This window comes from Pseudomonas abyssi, from assembly GCF_003444685.1.
Classification (GTDB): Bacteria; Pseudomonadota; Gammaproteobacteria; order Pseudomonadales; family Pseudomonadaceae; genus Halopseudomonas; species Halopseudomonas abyssi.
This window is the reverse complement of record NZ_LMAZ01000001.1, coordinates 1,482,110-1,502,359: the sequence shown is the minus strand read 5'-3', so window position 1 is coordinate 1,502,359 and position 20,250 is coordinate 1,482,110. Positions and strand designations below refer to the sequence as shown.

The following is a 20,250-nucleotide window of genomic DNA, read 5'->3' as shown; positions in this document are numbered from 1 at the left end:
TTCTCCTCAGCCCTTCCATTGGCCGCGTTTTTCCGGTGCCATGCGCTCCTGCGGCAGAATTCGCGGCAGCTCGCTTAGCGGGATATTGCCCTGAATAACGTGATCCAGCGCGCTGTCACGCATGGTGTACAAGCCCGAGTCGAGCGCCAGCGCACGCAGTTCGCCCACCGGCGTGCGTCGGGAGACGGCATTGCGCAGCTCACCGTTGAATTGCAGGAATTCAATCACCCCTACTCGCCCCTTGGTGCCAGTGCCGTTACATTGCGGGCAGCCCTTGCCCCGGAAGCAGCGAAAGCCCTTGGGAGCGGCTTTGGGAAACAGCTCCTTGAGGATGTCCGGGTCTGGCTCATCCTCCACTTTGCAGTGCTCGCAAACCCGCTTGGCCAGGCGCTGGGCGATCACAGCCAGCAACTCGCTGGCCAGCGAATTCGGGTGCACGTTCAGGTCGAACAGGCGCTGCACCGCATCGACCGCATCGTTGCAGTGCAGCGTTGAGAGCACCACATGGCCGGTCTGGGAAGCACGGATCGCTTCCTGCGCGGTTTCATGGTCACGGATTTCGCCGACCAGAATCACATCCGGGTCCTGGCGGACGAACGAGCGCATGGCATCGGCAAAGCTGAAGCCGATGTCCGGCCGTACGCGCGTCTGCTGGATGTTGTCGATGGAGTATTCGATCGGATCTTCGACCGTGATGACCTTGCGCGTGGTGTCCTCAGCCAGCAGCTGCAGCCCGGCATTCAGCGTGGTGGTTTTGCCAGAGCCCGTTGGCCCCACCACCAGCACCAAACCCGCCGGGTTTCGCAGCAAACGGCGGTACGCGTTGGCAATATGCTCCTGCATGCCCAGCTGTTCGATGCTGATCAGCGACGAGTTTTGCGGCAACAGGCGAATGACCACATGCTCGCCATGCAGCGACGGTTGTACCTGAACGCGCAGGTCATAGTGGGTGTTGCCCACCCGTGCCTGCGAGCGGCCGCCCTGGGGTAGTCGGCGTTCGGCGATATTCAGCTCCGAGCGCAGCTTGACCACATTGATCAGACCGGCATATTCGGCCGGCGTGATGTAGTAATGATCCAGATCACGCAGCTCGCCATCGACCCGCAGGCGTACCCGGATATTGGCGCCGTAGCGCTCCAGATGGATGTCACTGGCGCGATCGGCCACCGCATCCAGCAGCAGCGCCTCGTACAGGTTGACCAGGCGAGCGTCACTGTGTGGCGCTTCCGACGTCAGCAGATCTGCAGCTTTGCCTGGCGCCTTGTCATCGGCTTTGCGCACGCCCTTCTCACCGCGCTCCAGCGCTCCCCAGATGCGTCGATAATCAACCGGCGTGACCAGTACGCGGTTGATCTTCAGACCTGGAAACAACTGTTGCACCTCGTCCATCGGTGCGTTCGGATCCCGGCAGGCGACGGTTACGCTGGATTTATCCGCATGGATCGGGATGATGTGCTCGTGGCTGAGGTAGGCGCGCGACAGGTTGCCGTGCAGCGTGGGGTCAATCTGCGCCATGACCTCGTTGGCGCTGAGCAGCGGCAGACCGTATTGATCCGACAGCGCGCGATACAGCTTTTGCGCGTCGATGTTCTGCAGACGCGCGATTTCATCGACCACTAGGGTGCGGTTGCGACCCGCACGAGCGCGCGCCTCGTTCAACATCTCGGGGGAGACAAATCCCAGCTCGACGTAGATGTCATCACCCGCCGGAACAAACTCGATATACCCGTGCTCGCTGCGCGCGATGCGTTTGTTGCCCCGGTTTATGTACTTGACCAGCAGCTGCCGCGACGCCTCGCCAATCTCGACACAAAGGAACTCACCGCGCAGGGTCAATTGATCCCACAGAGGTTCGCGGGTCTTGATCTTGGGGGTGGATACCACAATCAGATCAAAGGGCGCCATGTCGGCTGCCCCTGATGCGGCGTCAGCGCAGCGCACTGTCACGTTATGCAACCCCTGGGCAGCCAGCGCGGTGCGTGAGAATTCGGCCAGGCTCTGCAGCCGCTCCACGGCGATGACTTCTTTGGCCAACACGGCCAGTATCGCTGTCAGGTAGCCCGAACCGGAGCCCAAGTGCAGTACCCGAGCCCCGGGGCCGATCCGACAGGCTTGCAAAATCTGCTCTACCGTCTTGAGCGGAGGGATGCCGCGACCGGCGACCCGCCGTTGCCCATCACTGAGAATGAAAGCCTTGCGATCAATGCTCGCCAGCGCATGAGCGCAGCGAGTCTGCCAGTCCCTGTTCTGCAATATAGCCCCCTGCCAGCATCATCATGTTCTTCTCGCAGCATACCTCAGGGCCAACGAGCCCTACATCACAAATTCGCCGGCCTGAAACACGCAGCGCACATCATTCGATGGGTACGTATGCGCCATTGAATGCGCGAATGAAAGGGTATCATCGCAGTCGGCTTTGCTCGCGCAGCCGATCTTTGTCATATTTCATAAGCTCATCAGCGGCCCAGGCAATGGTAGGGAACAGCCAATGGCAGTAGACCGCAGTATCACCGAATCAACCAGCACAACGCTGCGCTCCCTGTTTGACTCAGTCGGAGCCTACGTATACGCAAAGGATCGCAATGGCGCCTACCTGTATGCCAACAAGGCAATATGTGAGCTGTTTAGCCGACCGCTTGACTACATCCTCGGCAAAACCGACGCCGACTTTATGGACATTGCTCATTCAGACTCGCTGATTCGCAATGACCGTGAAGTGCTGGAACGTGGCGCAGAGCTGCATGAAGAAGAGCAGATTCTGCTGTTGCACGAAACCGAACCGCGGCTGTTCTGGACCATCAAGGTGCCGATTCTGGGGCCTCGCAACGAAATTGTCGGCTTGACCGGAATCTCCTCCCAGCTGGGCGATGACGTTCGCCACACCTCAGACGCCATCCGCCATAACCAGTTGCTCAATACCATCTTGTCCAACGTCGACGCCTACATCTACGTCAAGGACTTTGATGGCACCTATCTGTACGCTAATCAGCAGGTAATATCCCTGCTTGGGCGCGAGCAGAGAGACGTGATCGGACTGACCGACCTGGATGTGCACAGCCCGGATGTCGCCCGGCGGCTGATGACACTGGATCGGGACGTACTGGACTCCCAACAGCGCCGGGCTTGCGAGGAGCTGTTGGTGGACAGCTCGGGAGCCCATCGTCACTTCTGGTCGATCAAGATGCCCATTCGCCTGCCGGGCCACCCCCGTGCGCTGATCGGCTTTTCGTCGGACATTACCGAGCTGCTCGCCTTGCGCCGCGACGCAGAGCAGGCGCGCACCGTAGATACGCTGACCGGCCTGCTCAATCGAACCGGGCTGGAGGAGGCGCTCACCTGGCAGATAAAGGCCAATTCTGACCGCCAGGCTGGGCCAGCGCTGATCACCATCAACCTGGACCAGTTCAAGTACCTGAACAACAGCCTGGGCCAAAGCGCCGGTGATGAGGTGCTGCGCCAGGCTGCGCTGCGGCTGGAAACCGCCAGCTGGTTGCAGGGACAACTGGCACGTGTTGGCGGCAACACCTTTGTGGTGCTGTTGGCGCAGATCAAAGGGCCAGAAGAGACGGCCGTCCTCGCCGAACACCTTCGCCTCCTGCTCAACGAGCCGTACCGTCTGAATGACCAGCCCTGTCACCTCACCGCCAGTCTGGGCATCGGCTTGTTTCCCAACGATGGCCGCACTGCGCAGGCCCTGCTCGCCAATGCCGAATCCGCCATGTATCACGCCAAGGAGCAAGGCCGCAATCGCTGGACTTTCTACTCCAGTTCACTCAGCCAGGCCGCCACCGAGCGGCTGGATCTTGAACACGACCTGCGCGCGGCACTGACTGCGCATCAGTTCGAGCTGTATTACCAACCCAAGGTCGCTGCCAGCGACGGGCGCATTACCGGCGTCGAGGCGCTGATTCGCTGGAATCGGCCGAACCACGGCCTGATCCCGCCTGACCGTTTTATCCCGCTCGCCGAGCAGTTGGGGCTGATAGTCGAGATGGGCGACTGGGTCATTGAACAGGCCTGCCGGCAAATGGCGGCCTGGGCCCGTGATGGCATGCTGGTGTCCATTGCGGTCAATCTGTCGCCTGCGCAGCTATCCCACCCCTCGCTGATAGAGCGAGTTGCTACACTGATTGATGCCTACGCCATCCGCCCTGGCATGCTGCACATGGAGGTCACCGAGTCGATGATGCTCAACGATCCGGAACAGGCCATTGCGCACCTGCAGGCGCTGCGGGATTTGGGCGTGACCTTGTCGATTGATGACTTTGGTACCGGTTATTCATCCATGGCCTACCTCAAGCGTTTGCCGGTCAACAAGATCAAGCTGGACCGCAGTTTCATCCAGCAGATCGCCAGCGACCCGCGTGAGGCCGACCTGTGTGCCGGCATCATTGCTCTGGCCCACAAGCTGGGGTTGGCGGTGGTGGCCGAGGGCGTGGAAACACGGGAACAACAACAGATTCTGACCGGTATGGAGTGCGACGTGTTTCAGGGGTACCTGTTCAGCAAACCGATGCAGATTGCTGCGGCAACCCAGTACCTCAGCTCACCACGCAGCCCTCTGATCAGCTGACAATCAACTTGAGCGCCACCCGACATAGCGCGGCGGGGGCGCCTCTGCGCTAGCAGCGCTGGAGACGTATTTATGGACAATCTGGCTCTGGCTTGTCGCTGCGGCACCATCAGCGGCCGAGCAATCAAGGTATACCCTCATCACGGCACCCGCGTGGTCTGCTACTGCAAGGACTGCCAGTCCTTTGCGCAGGCCATCGCAGCAGCGCAGGCCACGCTCGACGCCTATGGCGGCACCGATATCTACCAGCTGCCGGCAGCACGGGTACAGATTCACCGTGGTCTTGAGCAGGTACGCTGCCTGCGCCTCAGTGAAAAGGGCCTGTACCGCTGGTACGCGGGCTGCTGCAACACACCCATTGCCAATACGCTCGCGCCACGAATGCCGCTGGTTGGGCTGATTCATACCTTCATCAGCGACCCGGCTGCCGAGGACAAGACCGGGCCGGTACGTGCTCGGGTCAACCTGGCAGGCGCAACCGGAGACATTCCCCGCGACCTGGTGCGTTCTGCGCCCGCCAAGGGCTATGTGCGCAAGCTGCTGTTCAAGATCCTGCAGTGGAAGCTCAGCGGACAGTCTCGACCCAACCCTTTTTTCACAGGCAACCAGCCGATCTGCAAGCCTGAGATCCATACGAAGACGCGCGACCAGTGAAGCAGTTATGTTCGAACCTGTGGCTGGCAGACGGCGACACCGTCTCCTTTTTTACCCTGCCCTACAGCACCCGGATGACCATCATTCGGCTGGACGATGGCAACCTGTGGGTGCATAGCCCGATTCGCCTGACCGAAGAACTGCGCACACAGGTCACCGCCCTGGGGCATGTCCGTTGGTTGATCGCGCCCAACCACCTGCACCACCTCTTTGTTACCGACTGGCAACAGGCCTGGCCAGACGCTGAACTATGGGGCACTCAAGAGGTGCAGAAAAAGCGCCCGGACCTGCATTTCAGCGGCACACTGAAGGGCACTGACGGCCCCTGGCGCGAGGCGATTGACCAATGCCTGTTCACCGGTTCCCCCGCTATGACCGAGTGCGTCTTTCTGCATCGCAGCTCGGCCACCCTGATTGTCACCGACCTGATCGAGAACATTAATCCTGCGCAGTTCAACCCCGTGCAGCGCGGGTTGGCCCGTCTTGCAGGCATTGTTGCGCCCAAGGGCGGCATGCCGCTGGATTGGCGCCTCAGCTTTCGCCGTCACCACAGCGAAGCCCGAGCTAACCTGGAACAGATTCTGGCCTGGCAACCGAAGCGTATCGTCATGGCGCACGGCATATTGATCACCGACCACTGCGATGCTTTTCTACGCCGCGCCTTTGCCTGGCTGCGCCCCAACGCAGATAGACCACACGAGCAGGACACCGATAAAAACTGAACACTTGGTCCAGTTTTGCAGCTACATTAAACTGCTCTGCGTTAGGCCTATGAAGGGCTGACCCAGACAGACAGGGATGATCACCAATGGGGTTAAGCCGTACCTTGCCGATACTCATGCTTGTGCTGCTCGTGTTCAGCGGCGTGGCGCTGGCTGAACCGCGCGTCACGCTGCAATCACCAGAGGTCAATCTGACCTCCTTCCGAATCGGCTATTACATCGACGAGAGCCAAACCCTTGGCTTCGAAGACGTGCGCCAGCAGTCCTTCAAAGAGACCAGCAGCACCACAACACTGGGCACCAATGCTCGGGTTACCTGGTTTCGCATCCCGCTGGACAATCAAACCCGGCAGCAGATGGCACTGAACGTCCACCTGCCCCACGCCTATCACGTGCGCTCAGTCGCGTTTTACCAGGAGCGTGACGGCCAGCTGGTACACAGCGACCTACTGGATCTGGAGAATGTCGGTGCCAGCAAGCTGATGTTTCGGGGCAACGCGGTCTATCCGATCACCCTGCCTGCCAACTCGAGCACCACCCTGTACGTGCGCAGTGACGCCTACTCGCACCAGTGGTTCGCGCTGGAGATTTTCGATCAGGAGCATTCAAGGCGCGCACTGGTAGGCGTTTCCAACGACATCGCCCTGCTGGTTGGCATGATGATCGCGCTGGTGTTCTACAACCTGCTGCTATACCTGGCGACCAGCAAGATCGAGAACATCTATTACTCGTGCTACCTGATCTCCGGGCTGCTCTGGATTGCCCTGTCCTACGGGCTGGTGGCGAGTCTGTTCGATGTCTACGGGCACGAGGTATTCATGCTGAATATCTCGCTGATTACCATGCCCATATTCCTGCTGTTGTTCATGATGGCGATTTTCGAGACACGTCAGCACTACCCGATCGAGCACCGGTTTCTACAGGCCGTACTGATCCCCTTGTGCGCGATGTTCGTGTGGGGGCTGTTCGACATATCCGGCGCACTCAAACCTGCCAGCAGCATGGCACTGATCATGATGACGGTGACCTTGTCGGTCTGTGTATCCTTGCTGCGCAAAGGGCACCCGCTGGCCAAGTACTTCCTGGTCGGCCATTGCCTTTTCGTTATCTTCAACGCGCTGGCGGTACTGTTCTACAAGGGGCTGATCGAACCGAGCTATCTTGCCAGCCATGGCACGGGGCTGGGCATCATGCTGGAAGCATTGATGCTGGCGTTCATCATCTCCCATCGCATCAAGATTCTGGAAGACATTAGAGCGTCGCAGGAGGAATTGAAAGAGCAAGCCTCTACTGACCCGCTCACACGCCTGCACAACCGACGCTATTTTTCCAGCGAGGCGGACTTTCTACTCGCCCTGTGTCGGGAGCAGAAGCGCCCGATGGCCGTCATGATTGCCGATATCGATCACTTCAAACGCGTTAACGACACCTGGGGGCACCCCGTCGGCGACAAGGTGATTGTGCGCATCGCCCAAACCTTGAAAAGCTGCTGTCGCAGTCGTGACCTGCTGGCGCGCTTCGGCGGCGAAGAGTTCGTGATCCTGTTGCCTGATGCGGACCTCCGGCAGGCCGCGCTCTGCGCGGAACGGATTCGTGCGACTGTGGCAAAAACAGCCTTCCAGATGGTCGACGGCGAGACCGCGCATGTGTCGATGAGTATCGGCGTCGCGCTGATCGATGTTGAGCAGGACAGCATTCAGTCCGCGTTGGATCGTGCCGATCAGGCGCTCTACGCAGCCAAGCAAGACGGTCGCAACCGGGTGGCCATCGCCGAGGTAGGCGCGGCGGCTTGACACGCCCGAATCGCCCAAAGGCCATGGCTCCAATCCAGCGCCATCTGCCGGCCCAACATCAGACATTCATCCGCCCCAGGGCAAGGCGACGGCAGCAGCTGGGCGCGGAGCGCGCCCATTGCCCCAGACATATCGCAGAGCAATTTACCTCCCTGCATTACATCATTGATCCAAATGATGCTTGAGCCCCCCGCTCCTTTGCTGGTATCCCATCACTCGGTGCGGCCTGCTGCCCTGCCCGCCGTATCGGCAGCAGTGTCACCCCGCACCGATACCACCCAACTGGGAGACATCACCATGACGCTACACGAAGCTGATTTTCTTGCCCGCAAGGGTAAAAAGCCAATCACCATGCTGACCGCCTACACCTGCCCGGTCGCCCGTGGCATCGAGGCCGCTGGCGTTCCGGTGATTCTGGTCGGCGATACCGTGGGTATGGTCGACATGGGGTTTGCAAGCACCCGTGATGTGACCCTGGAGCATATGGAGTATCACATTGGCGCGGTGCGCCGTGGTGCGCCCAACACGCACATCATTGGTGACTTGCCCTACCTGACCGACGCAGACCCGGACACTGCGCTGGCAAGCGCCCAACGCTTGATCGCCGCCGGTGCCAACAGCATCAAACTGGAAGGGCCCAAAGCGGACGTCATCAGCCGTCTGGTCGCCCATGGTGTGCCGGTGGTTGGCCACACCGGCCTGACCCCGCAGACGGCGACCTCGTTCAAAAAGGTCGGCACGGATGACGCGGACGCTCGACGTATTCTCGATGAAGCCAAGCTGATTGAGGACGCAGGCGCCTTTATGGTGGTGCTGGAGCATATCCCCTACCCGCTGGCTGAGGTGATCACCCGTACGCTGAATATTCCCACCATCGGCATAGGTGCCGGTCCCGACTGCGACGGTCAGGTACTGGTCATCAACGATGCACTCGGGCTGGGCGACTACTGGCCACCGTTCTCCAAGCAGTATGCGCATGTCAGCGACACCATCCTCAAGGTGGCACGCGACTTTACTGCCGAGGTCGAATCGCTGGCGTTTCCCAACAACATCATCCAGTTCACCGGCGCGGGCCGACGCTGACACCTGGAGGCGGCGGCGCCACGCCGCCAGCTTCATGGCTCATCAACGGGTAACCTGCTGGACATTCTCGCATCTCGCACGCAAAATCTCGCCACCGCCATGGAAGGCACGGTGCCATCACGCAAACCTTCCTGTCGGGCGAAAGAAGGCTTGAAGGAAGCCGCACCATAATAAGGATACATACGTGAAGAGATACGGAAAGATTGCGGCAGCTGCCGCAGCATTATCGCTGATGACTGGCTGCGCCACCGGACTCAACTCCATACAAGAGCGTGAGTACAGCGCCATGCAGGCGCAAGGTGTGTTGGTCGAAGAGAAGAACCCGACGACGGGAGCCGTTCTGGGCATCCTGCCGGGAGTCGGTTCGTTCTATGCCCGTGAGCCTGGTTACGGCTTCGTCAATCTACTGTTCTGGCCCCTCTCGATTCTTTGGGATCCGGTCAGCGGCTACGATGGCTCCAAGACCATCAACTACGACATCACCAAACACAAACTGAAACGCGAGATGAACGCCGAGCTCTCTGCGCTTGACGACAAGCTCGCCGTCGGCGAAATAGACAGCGCTGCCTACATTCTCAGCAAGCGCGAGATCGAGCAGAAGTACAACTTCTACTAACCGAGCGCCAGAGGGCAGTCGCATACATCGCAACTGCCCTCAGCTACAAAGACCGACTTAACACAGCTTTGCAAAATCCTCCTTGGGCCCCACGCCCGCCAATGTCATGATGCGCCCTCCTGTTACGGGAGAGGTCTCATGCTCACTCTTTTTCTCACTGCAGCGGCCCTTGGTCTGATCTTCAACGCAGCGCCCGGCGCCGTATTTGCCGAAACCGTGCGCGAAGGCGTTCGCGGTGGCTTTCGCTCGGCGCTGGCCGTTCAAATTGGTTCTCTGGTGGGGGATGCAACCTGGGCCATCCTAGGGTTGGCAGGCGTCGGCCTGTTGCTGCAGATGCAGGCATTGCAGCTGCCCATCGGCATTGCCGGTGTGGCTTATCTGCTCTGGCTATCCTGGGACTCCTGGTCCGCTGCCAGCCAGGAGTTCAGCGTAGAAGACGTCGCTGCACCGACGAACACCCGCCGCGCTCTGCGCGCCGGCATACTGCTCTCGATCACCAACCCGCAGAACGTCGCCTACTGGGCGGCGCTGGGCAGCGCCATGGGCGCTGTTGGCGTAGTCGACCCCGGGTTTGGCGATTACGGCCTGTTCTTCGCCGGTTTCATGGCATCGTCCCTACTCTGGTCTTTTGTCTGCGCAGGTATTGTCGATCGGGTATTTCGCAACGCTGGTCAACGTTGGGTCAAGCTGACCTATCGACTGTGCGCCATCGCCTTCTTGCTGCTGGCCCTGTCTTCGCTCAAGGGTTTGGTACAAAGCGTCGGCCAGGGCGCAGGCAAACCTGCGGTACAAACCTCGGTCATCGACAGGTAAAACCGCAGGGCTGCGCCCCTGCCCAGGCTGTTTGCGCCCAACTGTACCTCTGCAAGCACAGCAGCAGCGGCTAGACTGGCAGACACTATCGGTATCGGGAGCCCGTATGAAAACCATTGGCTTGCTTGGCGGTATGAGCTGGGAATCGACGCAAAGCTATTACGCGCTGATCAATCAGGGCATAAAGTCGGCCCTTGGTGGGTTGCACTCGGCGCGCATGCTGATCAGCAGCGTCGACTTTGCCGAGATTGCCGAGTTACAGCGCCAAGGTGACTGGGGACGGGCTGGTGAGCTGCTGGCAGCCGACGCCCTGCGGCTGCAAGACGCCGGTGCCGAGTTGATGCTGATTGGCACCAACACCATGCACAAGGTAGCTCCGGCCATCGAGTCGGCCATCAGCATTCCGCTGTTGCACGTCGCCGATGCCACGGCAGCGGCACTCAAGGCGGAGGGTATCCAGCGCGCCGGGTTGCTGGGCACGGCGTTTACCATGGAACAGGCCTTCTACCGCGAGCGCCTGGCCGCCAACGGCATCGACGTGGTTACACCCGCTGACAGCGAACGGCAAGCGATCCATCGCATCATTTTCGAGGAACTGTGCCTAGGCGAGCTGCGCGATAGCTCACGCCAGCGCTTTGTGCAGATTATCGACGCCCTCGCCGCTGAAGGTGCCGACGGTATGATCCTCGGCTGCACGGAAATCGGCCTGCTGGTCCAGCAACAGGACACGCCAATCAGGCTTTTCGACACCACCCGCATTCATGCCCAGGCCGCCGTGGCAGCTGCCTTAGGCTGACCACCAGCACACTCGCCAACAGACCCCACTCGCGGCTCTCGCGGCCTGACTTTTCAGGCGCGCCTGCTGGACGCACAATAGCCCTCCGTCCGACGCGCCCTCGCGTCGGCCCATGTCGAGCGCCGCCCATGCATCCTGTATTGCTGTCCATCGCGCTGCTGATTTGCAGCAATGTGTTTATGACCTTTGCCTGGTATGCTCATCTCAAAGAGCTGAATAACAAACCCTGGATAATCGCTGCGTTGGTCAGTTGGGGAATTGCCTTGCTGGAATACCTGTTTCAGGTGCCAGCCAACCGCATCGGTTACAGCGTGTTGAGTGTTGGTCAGCTGAAAATCATTCAGGAGGTCATCACCCTCTCCGTGTTCGTGCCCTTCTCGGTGATGTACCTGAAGGAGCCGCTGAAGCTTGATTATCTGTGGGCTGGGCTGTGTCTATTGGGGGCGGTGTATTTTATGTTTCGTGACCGGCTGGGTTGACCGGCAGTTGTATTGTAAATGATTCTCAACTAATGTTGGCGCCTGCTGTCCCATTGACCTGTCGCCACGCCCATGCCCGAAACCTCGCCTACCCACAGCGTTGAAAGCCTCTACAACCATCATCACGGCTGGCTGCACAACTGGTTACGTCAACGCCTGGGCTGCCCCCAACAGGCGGCTGACCTGGCGCAGGATACCTTTGTCAGAGTCTTGATGCGGCGTGAACCGGTCACCGGCACTGCAGCACGCTCGCTGCTATCGACCATCGCCCGCGGCCTGCTGGTTGATCATTGGCGCCGCAGCGCACTGGAGCGGGCCTGGCTTGAGGCGATGGCGCAACTGCCCGAGGCATACGCCCCTTCCCCGCAAGAGCAGCAGGAGACGCTGCAGACGCTCGAGCAGATCGCCCGCATGCTGGAGGGCTTGCGCAGCCCGGTACGCCAGGCATTTATGCTGCATCAGTTAGGCGGTCTGACCCATGCACAGATTGCCGAGCGTCTGGGTGTGTCCAGCCGCACCGTTGAGCGCCACGTGGCCACGGCCCTGCTCCATTGCTATCAGCTGCGTTACGGAGCCGTCTGAGCATGTCCCGCGCAGAAGCTCGTCATCTGCCGGAGGCCACCGTGCGCTCCGCCATCGCCTGGCAATTGCAGCTTGCGTCCCCTGATCAAGGCCCGCATTTGCAGGCACGCATTGATCACTGGCGGGCCAAGCACCCTGATCACGAGCTGGCCTGGCAGCGTTTGTGTCACCTGCGCCAGGAGTTGGGCGACATGACCAGCCGCCTGCCTGACCGCGACCTTGGTCTGCAGTTACTTGAGCGGGCCGATACCGACCTGCAACGCCGCCGGGCCCTCAAGTTGCTTGGGCTGGTCCTGGCCGTTGGTGCTCCAGCCGGCTGGCTGACGCAACGGCAGGTTAACGGCCCAAACCTGCACACCGCCGCCGGCGAGCAGCAGCAACAGACACTCCCGGGAGGCGTGCAGGTGCAGCTCAACACCCGCTCTGGGTTGGACATTACCCGTGTCGGGCAACCCTTGCAGCTAAACCTGCGCGAGGGTGAGGTGATGATCGACAGCCTGGGATCGGCGCCATCCTTCCAACTGCAGCTACGCTGCGCCTGGGGCCGCTGCGACGCGGCGCAAGCGCGCTTCAGTGTGCGCGAGCACGAGGGTTACAGCCAGGTCAGCGTGGCCCAGGGAGCACTGCTGTTGCACGCCGCCGGCCAAGGCTATCAGGCGCGCGCCGGCGAAACATTGCGCCTGAGTCAATCCGGCATTGCCGCCGCCAGCCCAGCGCTTGACCCGTTGGCCTGGAGTCAGGGCATGCTGGTGGCCGACAACCTGAGTCTGGGGCGCTTTATCGCTGAGCTGGGCCGCTATCGCAGCGGCGTACTGGGCTGCGACCCCAGTATCGCCAACCTGCGCCTGTCCGGCGTTTTCCAGTTGGTCGAGCCCGATACCCTGCTCGCAGATCTGCCGCGCATTCTGCCAGTGCGACTGGTCAGCCGCACCCGCTGGTGGCTGCGAGTAGTACCTGCCTAGAAAAGCAGTGCCAGCCTGAAACGTAGTATTTGCAAAAAAAACAGAATTTTTTGTCGGGGTTTTGCGTCTCGTTCGGTTTAGAGGCTAACAACACCACGATGGAGCCGTACATGTCCCGCGCCAGTACTCAGTCCCGCCTCACCCTCAGCGCCTCGGCACTCTGTTTGGCGATCGCCGCCGCCAGTGCCCCGCCGCTGTATGCCGCCCCTCTCGCCAGTGCGCAGCTACAGAGCCTGCAGATTCCAGCCGGCAACCTGGCCACTAGCCTGAGCACCTTCGCCCAACGCAGCGGCATTACCCTGTCGTACGCTCCCGAACTGGTACAAGGGCTGCGCAGCCCCGGCCTGGACGGCGCCGTCAGCGTTGAAGCGGCGCTCAACGAGCTACTGGCCGGCACCGGGCTGATCGCCCGTCAAGGCAGCGCGGGCTATGTGATTCTTGCCACTGCGGACGACAGCAGTTACGAGCTTGCGCCACTGACGGTTGAAGGTCAGGCCATGCAGCAAAGTGGCGTCGCACCGGCTGAAGGCTACCACGCGACGGTCAGCCGAAGCGCCACCAAGACCGACACGCCCATTCTGGAAACCGCACAAAGCATCAGCGTTGTGACCGCCGAGCAGATTGCCGATCGCAAGGTTGACCGCGTAGAGGACGCCGTCGCCTATACCGCCGGTGTACGCATCGGCAGCTCCGGCCTTGATCCGCGCTTCGACCAGATCAACGTGCGCGGCTTTGAAACGACCATGTCCGCCGACTTTCTCGACGGCTTGCGCCAACCCTATAACGGCTGGCTGTCGATCTACGGCGTGGAAGCCTATACCTTGGAGCGAATCGAAGTGCTCAAGGGGCCAGCCTCCGTACTCTACGGCCAGATCAGCCCCGGCGGCATGGTCAACCGGGTGAGCAAACGGCCGAGCCTGGAGGCCAGTAATGAGGTCGAGATCCAGGGCGGCAACAACCAGCATCGCCAAGGGCAGTTCGACGTTGGCGGCCAGCTGGACGCGAACGGCAACGTGCTATTGCGCACCATCGGTGTGTACCGCGACGCCGAGTACGATATCGAGCAACTGAATAACGATGTACGTCTGCTGGCACCATCACTGTCCTGGCAAATCAGCCCAGACACCAACCTCACCGTCCTCGCCCAGTACCAGGAGCGCGAGACCGCTGCCTCGCCGATGCTCTATCAGGACGGCGACCACCTTACCGACTTCTGGCAGGGCGACGAGTACTTCGACAAGCTGGAACAGCGCCAGTGGACCCTCGGCTACGAATTCGAGCACGCCTTCAACGATACCTTTACCCTCCAGCAAAACCTGCGCTACGGGCAGATCGACACCACCAATCAATACCTGCAGCCCGACGGCACCATCACCAACGGTGTGATGGATCGCTACGCGGTGGGCGTGTATGAGGACATGGACTCGGTCAGCAGCGACACTCGCCTGGTCAGCCGCTTCGCTACCGGCGAGCTGCAGCACACCCTGCTCACCGGCTGGGACTACAGCTGGTTCGACGGTTCGGTTCAATATGCCTCCGGCCCTGCGCCCTCCATCGATATGAACGCCCCGGATTACCATCAACCGGTCAGCAAGCCCAGCAGCCTGCTGGCGGACCAGGACAACCTGACCCAGCGCAGCGGCATCTATCTGCAGGACCAGGTCCGACTCGACCGCTGGCGTCTGTCGTTCGGCCTGCGTCGCGATTGGGTACATACTCGCACCAGTGACAACCTGTACGGCGCTGACGGCAAGACCAGCGACTCCGCCACCACCTACCAGCTTGGCGCGCTGTACCTGTTTGACAGCGGTCTAGCCCCCTACGCAAGCTACGCCGAATCCTTCATGCCACAGAGCGGGAGCAACGCCGACGGCCCGCTCAAGCCCACCGAAGGCAAGCAGTATGAAGTCGGCCTCAAGTACCAGCCGCCCGGCTCCAGCGCCATGCTCACCGCATCGCTCTACCACCTGACCCAGCAGAACGTCTCAACCCGCGACCCGTACGACCCGCTCAACACCGTGCAAACCGGTGAACAGGTTTCCAAGGGTCTTGAGCTGGAAGCGGTGGCCGACCTCAGCGAGCGCCTGCACATGACGGCCAGCTACAGCTACAACGATCCGGAAATCACCAAGAGCAACGACGGTGACGAGGGTAACGATCCCAAGGACGTGCCGCACCACCTGGCCTCGCTGTGGCTGGACTACCAGCTTCCGTTCGGACTCGGTTTTGGCGCTGGCGCGCGCTATACCGGTAGCGTGTATGGCAACGATGCCAACACCACCAAGAGCGAGGACTACACCCTGTTCGACGCCAGCGTGCATCATGACTTTAGTGGCGACATGGACGGCGTAAGACTCGCGGTCAACGCACGCAACCTTAGCGACAAGCAGTACATCAACTGCCAGGACGGCTACTGCTATCGCGGCGAGGGCCGCTCCCTGATCGGCAGCCTCAGCTACCGCTGGTAATCCTCATCGCCCCGCGCCCGCCGCGCGGGGCATTCGGAGTTTCCCCATGCTTCGCTCCTGTTGCACCGCACTGCTGATATTGCTCTGCAGTCTGCCTGTGTTTGCCAATCCCCCCGAGACCCCGGCCGTCAAGCTCGACGGCACCGAGCAGTGGCTGATGCACAACGCCGCCGGCACGCCCTATCGCATCATGGTCAGCCTGCCTGAGGGCGAGCTGCCCTGGACCGGCGCCCGCTCGGTGCTCTACATACTGGACGCCAACGCCTACTTTCCCGGATTTCACGCCGCCAAACGGGGGCTAAAAGCCTATCGCCAAAGCATCATCGTTGGCATTGCCTACCCCGGCAGCGACCCGCTGAACTTTTTGCGTCGCTCCTATGATTTTTCCCCGCCGGCGCCAGCCGATCTGAACGACCCGCCACAGGGTGGCCAGGACGAACTGCTGGACTTTATCGAACAGCAATTGATGCCCGCCGTCGCCGAGCGATTCAGTGTCGACCCGCATCAGCAAAGCCTGTTCGGCCATTCCTTTGGTGGCATGTTTGCGCTCTACACCCTGTTCACCCGCCCCACGCTGTTCGATCACCTGGTAGCCGCCAGCCCCAGTCAGTGGTGGAGTGATCGTTTTCTGCTGCAGCATGAGCGCGCCTTTGTTCATCAGGTCCAGGCTCGGTCAGAGTTGGTGACCCACACTAGCCTGGCGCTGATCACTGCCGAGCGAGACGCACCGGCCACACGCGAAGACGCCCGTGGGCTGGCTGCTCGACTGCAACCTTTGTCGATACACGGACTGCGTGTCAGCGAGCAGGTGATCGAGGGCGAGGACCACATGTCGCTCCCCTACCGCATTCCGTCGCTGGTACTGGAGCAGGTGTTCAGCAATCGACGGCGCTGACAAAATCAGCTCTTGATACTGTATTTACATCCAGTACAATGCGTGCAGCGGCCAGCCGGCCGTGCCCGAAGACATTGCCGACCAGCCAGAGGTGTGTATGGCCGTTGAAATCGTATATCGCAGCAGCAGAGACCCGGAGCGCCTGTTCATGGATAAAGCCCAAGCCGACCGTCATGACAAGATGCTGGAACTGGCCGAGACACTGGCCGAGGTACTGCAAAGCGCTGTGCCCGGTTTGGGCGAGCAGTTGGCCGACGATGTCAGCATCTACATGGCCCGCCACCGCGACATATTCGCCAAGGCCTTCAAGAGCAGCCCAGACGCGCTGGCTGAGCTGACCTCGGACGCCGCCGCCGAGGCCTGAGTCCCGGCGGCGTGATATCAGTACATCCAGAAGTTGGGGTGATCCTGTGGCGCCGGCTGTTGCGGCTTGCTGGCAGGACGCTGAATAAAACGTTTGAGCATGCTCATGCTGTCTCTCCCTTAGAGCGTTGTTGGCATGGGCAAATACTGCCGTTTGCAGCGCATCACGAGAAATCAAATGAGCCAATCGGGCCGATTGGCAAAAGCTGTTGGCGGCAGGCATTAGTCCCAACAGCCCTGTTTACTCTCCAGGCATGACTCCGCAACGCTCCCTGCCATAGCACTTTGACAGCCGACTGCTAGGCTTAGGGCAAGAGCATTAAAACGGCAGCGCGCCTGCCTCAGGGTGGTCTGACGCAACCGTCCCTCGGTCTGGAGCTATCGTCATGAACATGCTGCGCCGCTTTACCATCCTTCAGCGCCTGGTTGCCGTCACCCTGCTGGTGCTGTTGATCGTGCTCGGGCTGGTCACCGCCTTCGCGCTGGATCATCGCCAAACCCTGCTTGATGGCCGCGCGCTGAAGACCCAGCACCTGGTCGAATCCGCGATGGGGGTGATCGAGCATTTCTACCAGCGTCAGCAAAGCGGCGAGCTAACCCAGCAGCAGGCCCAGCAACAGGCTGCTGCTACCTTGCAGTCCCTGCGCTATGGCAGCAATGACTACTTCTGGGTGCATTCCAACGACCTGCAGATGATCATGCACCCTTTCAGCACCCAGCTGGTTGGCAACAGCGTCGCTGACATCAAAGATCCCAACGGCAAATACCTGTTTCGCGAGATGGTCGACGTGGTCAAGGGGCAGTCGGCCGGTTTTGTCGATTACATGTGGCCCAAACCGGGCGTCACAGACCCGGTGCCCAAGATTTCCTATGTCGCGGGCTTTGCGCCCTGGGGCTGGATACTGGGCTCGGGAATCTATCTGGATGATGTGGCCGAGGCGTTCTGGGCTGACATGCTGCCCAAGTTGAGCCTGGCGGCACTCGGCCTGTTGCTGCTGGTCGCCGTGAACTTGCTCATCGCCCTGAGCGTCAGCCGACCACTGGCTCAGGCGGTTGCGGCGATGCAGGATATCGCTGGCGGCGAGGGCGATCTCTCGCGCCATCTGGACGCCAGCGGCAATGACGAAGTCAGCGGCCTCGCCAGGAGCTTCAATGCGTTCACTGACCGCCTGGCACAGGTGATTGATGACCTGCGCGAGGTGGTCGCACGCAACCGGCGTATTGCGGGCGACGTTGGTATCGCAATGAGCACGGCAGAAGCCTCCTACAACCAGCAGAACAGTGAACTCGACACCATCGCCTCCGCGGTGGAGCAAATGAGCGCGACCTCGGACGAAGTGGCCCAACGCATGTCCGATTCCGCCGACGCCGCCAGACAGGCCAACCGTCACACCGCTGATGGTCGGCAGACGGCCGATGCCACCAGCCACTCCATGCAGAAGCTGGCCGACGATATCACCCACGCCGGTGAGGCCGTGAGCGAGCTGAACGCACAGTCACACACTATCGATTCGGTACTGGGCGTTATTCGCGCCGTTGCCGAGCAAACCAACCTGCTGGCCCTGAATGCTGCGATTGAAGCCGCACGCGCCGGCGAACAAGGTCGCGGGTTCGCGGTGGTGGCAGATGAAGTGCGCACCCTGGCCAGCCGCACTCAGGCTTCGACCGATGAGATCCGCAGCATTATTGATTCGCTGCAGGCCGGTACCGCCAAAGCGGTCAGCTCGATGGCTGACAGCTATCGACAATCCGAAGACTTGCAACAACAGGTTGAAAACTCGCGCTCGGCGCTGCAATCCATTGCCGGCTCGGTCGACACCATCACCGACATGACCAGTCAGGTTGCCGCCGCCGCAGAGCAACAGTCACGCACCAGTACCGAGATTTCCGCCAGTCTCGGCCAGCTCAGCAACCTCGGGGATCGGGTGCTGCGCGAGCTGCAGGACACCGCGCGCAACACCCAGCAGTTGACTGATGCAGCGCAGCAGCTGGACCAGTTGATCAGTCAATTCAAGACCAGCAGCTCCCGCTGAAGGTCCAGCGCGTCTTAGCCGCCCAACGCTATCTGAAACCCATACAGTTGGCGTACCAGGTTACGGTGGCCGGCCAGTCGGAGAAAATGCCGATCACGCCAACATCACGCGCCAGCACGTCAACCACTTCATACATATCGCCGTCGTTGTTGATCGCCTCGCTGATGCTCTGGTAGTACCAGCCACCACCATCAGCCAGCGGTCCCGAGCGCTCCAGTGACCAGGCGATCATGTCCAGACCGGCGGCGCGCGCATTCTCCGCGTATTCCGAGGGCACAATGTCACCGCGTCCATTCAGGGTCAGCATCTTCCAGATGGCGGGTGCCAGCACCTTGACGCCCTGCGCCCTGAGTGACTCCATGTAGGCTAGCGAAGCCGTGTCCGGTGTAACGGGCGATTCATCGAGAAAGACCGCCTGGTCGGCAAAGGCCGGCATCTCGTTTATCCAGAACAGCACATCGTTCAATTGAAAGGACTGCGGCCAGACCTTGCGTGGGCTGACGCCGGCATCCAGATAATCCTGCAACATCTGACGCGCGTAATCCTGCTGGCTGTAGTCGCCCTCATAAGGCATCTCTACAACCGGCGTTTTCAGCTCGGGCGTCATGTGCACGCCAAGGCGTTTGAACAGTTCGATGCTGTCCTGGTGGGTCATCAGTGTGCCGCGGCTGGCATACAGGTCGGTGCGCCAGTCGGCCGTGCCCTGCACATACTGTTCAGGGGTTGTCGCATCCGGATTGAAGGCGTCCATCTTGCCTTCCAGTTGTTTGAACTCGGCCAGGGTAATATCGCTGGTGCGGCACTCGGCCTGTGCCTGGGTACCGGTCGCGGGGTCAGCGGGCACGAAGGGTTGCGTGCACTTGGCGTTGAGCTCGGGAATGGTAACGATGTTGGTAGTGGTATGCAGGTCATTCTGGGCGTGACGACATACCAGCTCCCGATCCTTGGTGAAGGCGACGTCACACTCCAGAATCCCTGCGCCCATGCGCGCTGCTGCAATATAGGACTCGCGGGTGTGCTCCGGGAACTGCAGCGGCGCGCCGCGATGGCCAATAGAGAAGCGCGAGGAGCGCGGCTTGTTCACATCACAGCGCTGCAGGCGGCGCTTGAGGTGGCTGTCGTCCATGTCATCAACCAGCCACTGCGGCCGTGGGCCAAGTTGAACGGACTGGTGGCCACGTTCGTGGCGATGCTCGCCACGGCGGTCATCGCGCTCATATCCGCGCTCGGGCCCGCCAGCAAACGCAGGAAAACTCAAGGCGCTCGCCGCACCGGCGAGCAACAACGACAAGGTCAATGCAGAGGGTGTCATATCAGGCTCCGTCTGAGTCATGGGAGTACCACGCTGCCAGCCTCACCCGGCGCTCGTGACAGTCTGGTGAAGCACAGGCGACCAACCCCTTGCGTGTGACAAAGGT

At 60.8% G+C, this 20,250-nt stretch carries 17 protein-coding genes and 1 pseudogene; 16 read left to right on the top strand and 2 right to left on the bottom strand.

Annotation, left to right across the window (positions count from 1 at the left end):
• Positions 1-6: 6 nt before the first annotated feature.
• Positions 7-2,253 carry an ATPase, T2SS/T4P/T4SS family gene (locus ASB58_RS06865; RefSeq protein ID WP_118129772.1) on the bottom strand — a complete coding sequence of 749 codons (2,247 nt, stop codon included), beginning with the start codon at positions 2,251-2,253 and terminating at the stop codon, positions 7-9.
• A gap of 235 nt (positions 2,254-2,488) precedes the next feature.
• Here ASB58_RS06865 and ASB58_RS06860 point away from each other — a divergent pair, with 235 nt between their 5' ends.
• From ASB58_RS06860 to ASB58_RS20510, 16 genes and pseudogenes are all read left to right on the top strand, one after another.
• Positions 2,489-4,573 (top strand): putative bifunctional diguanylate cyclase/phosphodiesterase, encoded by a 2,085-nt coding sequence (locus tag ASB58_RS06860; RefSeq protein ID WP_118129771.1) that lies wholly within the window; start codon positions 2,489-2,491, stop codon positions 4,571-4,573.
• Positions 4,574-4,645: 72 nt separating this feature from the next.
• Positions 4,646-5,227, top strand: a complete 582-nt coding sequence (locus ASB58_RS06855) for a DUF6151 family protein (protein WP_118129770.1) — start codon at positions 4,646-4,648, stop codon at positions 5,225-5,227.
• Positions 5,224-5,949, top strand: coding sequence for a DUF4336 domain-containing protein (locus ASB58_RS06850; protein WP_118129769.1), 726 nt, complete (start codon positions 5,224-5,226; stop codon positions 5,947-5,949). Before ASB58_RS06855 ends, ASB58_RS06850 begins: the two co-directional genes overlap by 4 nt.
• 86 nt (positions 5,950-6,035) lie before the next feature.
• Positions 6,036-7,742 carry a sensor domain-containing diguanylate cyclase gene (locus ASB58_RS06845; protein ID WP_118129768.1) on the top strand — a complete coding sequence of 569 codons (1,707 nt, stop codon included), beginning with the start codon at positions 6,036-6,038 and terminating at the stop codon, positions 7,740-7,742.
• Positions 7,743-8,039: 297 nt separating this feature from the next.
• Positions 8,040-8,825: a 3-methyl-2-oxobutanoate hydroxymethyltransferase gene (gene panB, locus ASB58_RS06840; RefSeq protein ID WP_118129767.1), complete on the top strand. Its 786-nt coding sequence runs from the start codon at positions 8,040-8,042 to the stop codon at positions 8,823-8,825.
• 184 nt (positions 8,826-9,009) lie between these two features.
• On the top strand, positions 9,010-9,441 hold the full coding sequence (locus tag ASB58_RS06835) for a hypothetical protein (RefSeq protein WP_407920661.1): 432 nt from the start codon (positions 9,010-9,012) through the stop codon (positions 9,439-9,441).
• Positions 9,442-9,579: 138 nt separating this feature from the next.
• Positions 9,580-10,254: a LysE family translocator gene (locus tag ASB58_RS06830; protein WP_065335675.1), complete on the top strand. Its 675-nt coding sequence runs from the start codon at positions 9,580-9,582 to the stop codon at positions 10,252-10,254.
• A gap of 106 nt (positions 10,255-10,360) precedes the next feature.
• Positions 10,361-11,050, top strand: a complete 690-nt coding sequence (locus tag ASB58_RS06825) for an aspartate/glutamate racemase family protein (RefSeq protein WP_096005707.1) — start codon at positions 10,361-10,363, stop codon at positions 11,048-11,050.
• A gap of 128 nt (positions 11,051-11,178) precedes the next feature.
• Positions 11,179-11,529, top strand: a complete 351-nt coding sequence (locus ASB58_RS06820) for a DMT family protein (protein WP_118129766.1) — start codon at positions 11,179-11,181, stop codon at positions 11,527-11,529.
• A gap of 72 nt (positions 11,530-11,601) precedes the next feature.
• Positions 11,602-12,111 carry a sigma-70 family RNA polymerase sigma factor gene (locus tag ASB58_RS06815; RefSeq protein WP_118129765.1) on the top strand — a complete coding sequence of 170 codons (510 nt, stop codon included), beginning with the start codon at positions 11,602-11,604 and terminating at the stop codon, positions 12,109-12,111.
• A gap of 2 nt (positions 12,112-12,113) precedes the next feature.
• Complete coding sequence (locus tag ASB58_RS06810) at positions 12,114-13,073, top strand: DUF4880 domain-containing protein (protein ID WP_118129764.1); 960 nt, start codon at positions 12,114-12,116, stop codon at positions 13,071-13,073.
• 110 nt (positions 13,074-13,183) lie between these two features.
• The gene (locus ASB58_RS06805) at positions 13,184-15,541 is read left to right on the top strand and encodes a TonB-dependent siderophore receptor (RefSeq protein WP_118129763.1); all 2,358 of its coding nucleotides are present in this window, start codon (positions 13,184-13,186) and stop codon (positions 15,539-15,541) included.
• A 46-nt stretch (positions 15,542-15,587) separates the two neighbouring features.
• Positions 15,588-16,436, top strand: a complete 849-nt coding sequence (locus ASB58_RS06800) for an alpha/beta hydrolase (protein ID WP_118129762.1) — start codon at positions 15,588-15,590, stop codon at positions 16,434-16,436.
• Positions 16,437-16,533: 97 nt separating this feature from the next.
• On the top strand, positions 16,534-16,800 hold the full coding sequence (locus ASB58_RS06795) for a YebG family protein (protein WP_096005713.1): 267 nt from the start codon (positions 16,534-16,536) through the stop codon (positions 16,798-16,800).
• Positions 16,801-17,185: 385 nt separating this feature from the next.
• Positions 17,186-17,962: pseudogene (locus tag ASB58_RS20515) on the top strand (cache domain-containing protein); the annotation flags it as partial.
• An 81-nt stretch (positions 17,963-18,043) separates the two neighbouring features.
• Entirely contained in the window at positions 18,044-18,832 is a 789-nt protein-coding gene (locus ASB58_RS20510; RefSeq protein ID WP_456239128.1) for a methyl-accepting chemotaxis protein, read from the top strand.
• Between the two features lie 28 nt (positions 18,833-18,860).
• Here the strand turns inward: ASB58_RS20510 and ASB58_RS06785 are convergent, their stop codons facing one another.
• Positions 18,861-20,144, bottom strand: coding sequence for a glycerophosphodiester phosphodiesterase family protein (locus tag ASB58_RS06785; RefSeq protein WP_118129760.1), 1,284 nt, complete (start codon positions 20,142-20,144; stop codon positions 18,861-18,863).
• Between the last annotated feature and the right edge of the window lie 106 nt (positions 20,145-20,250).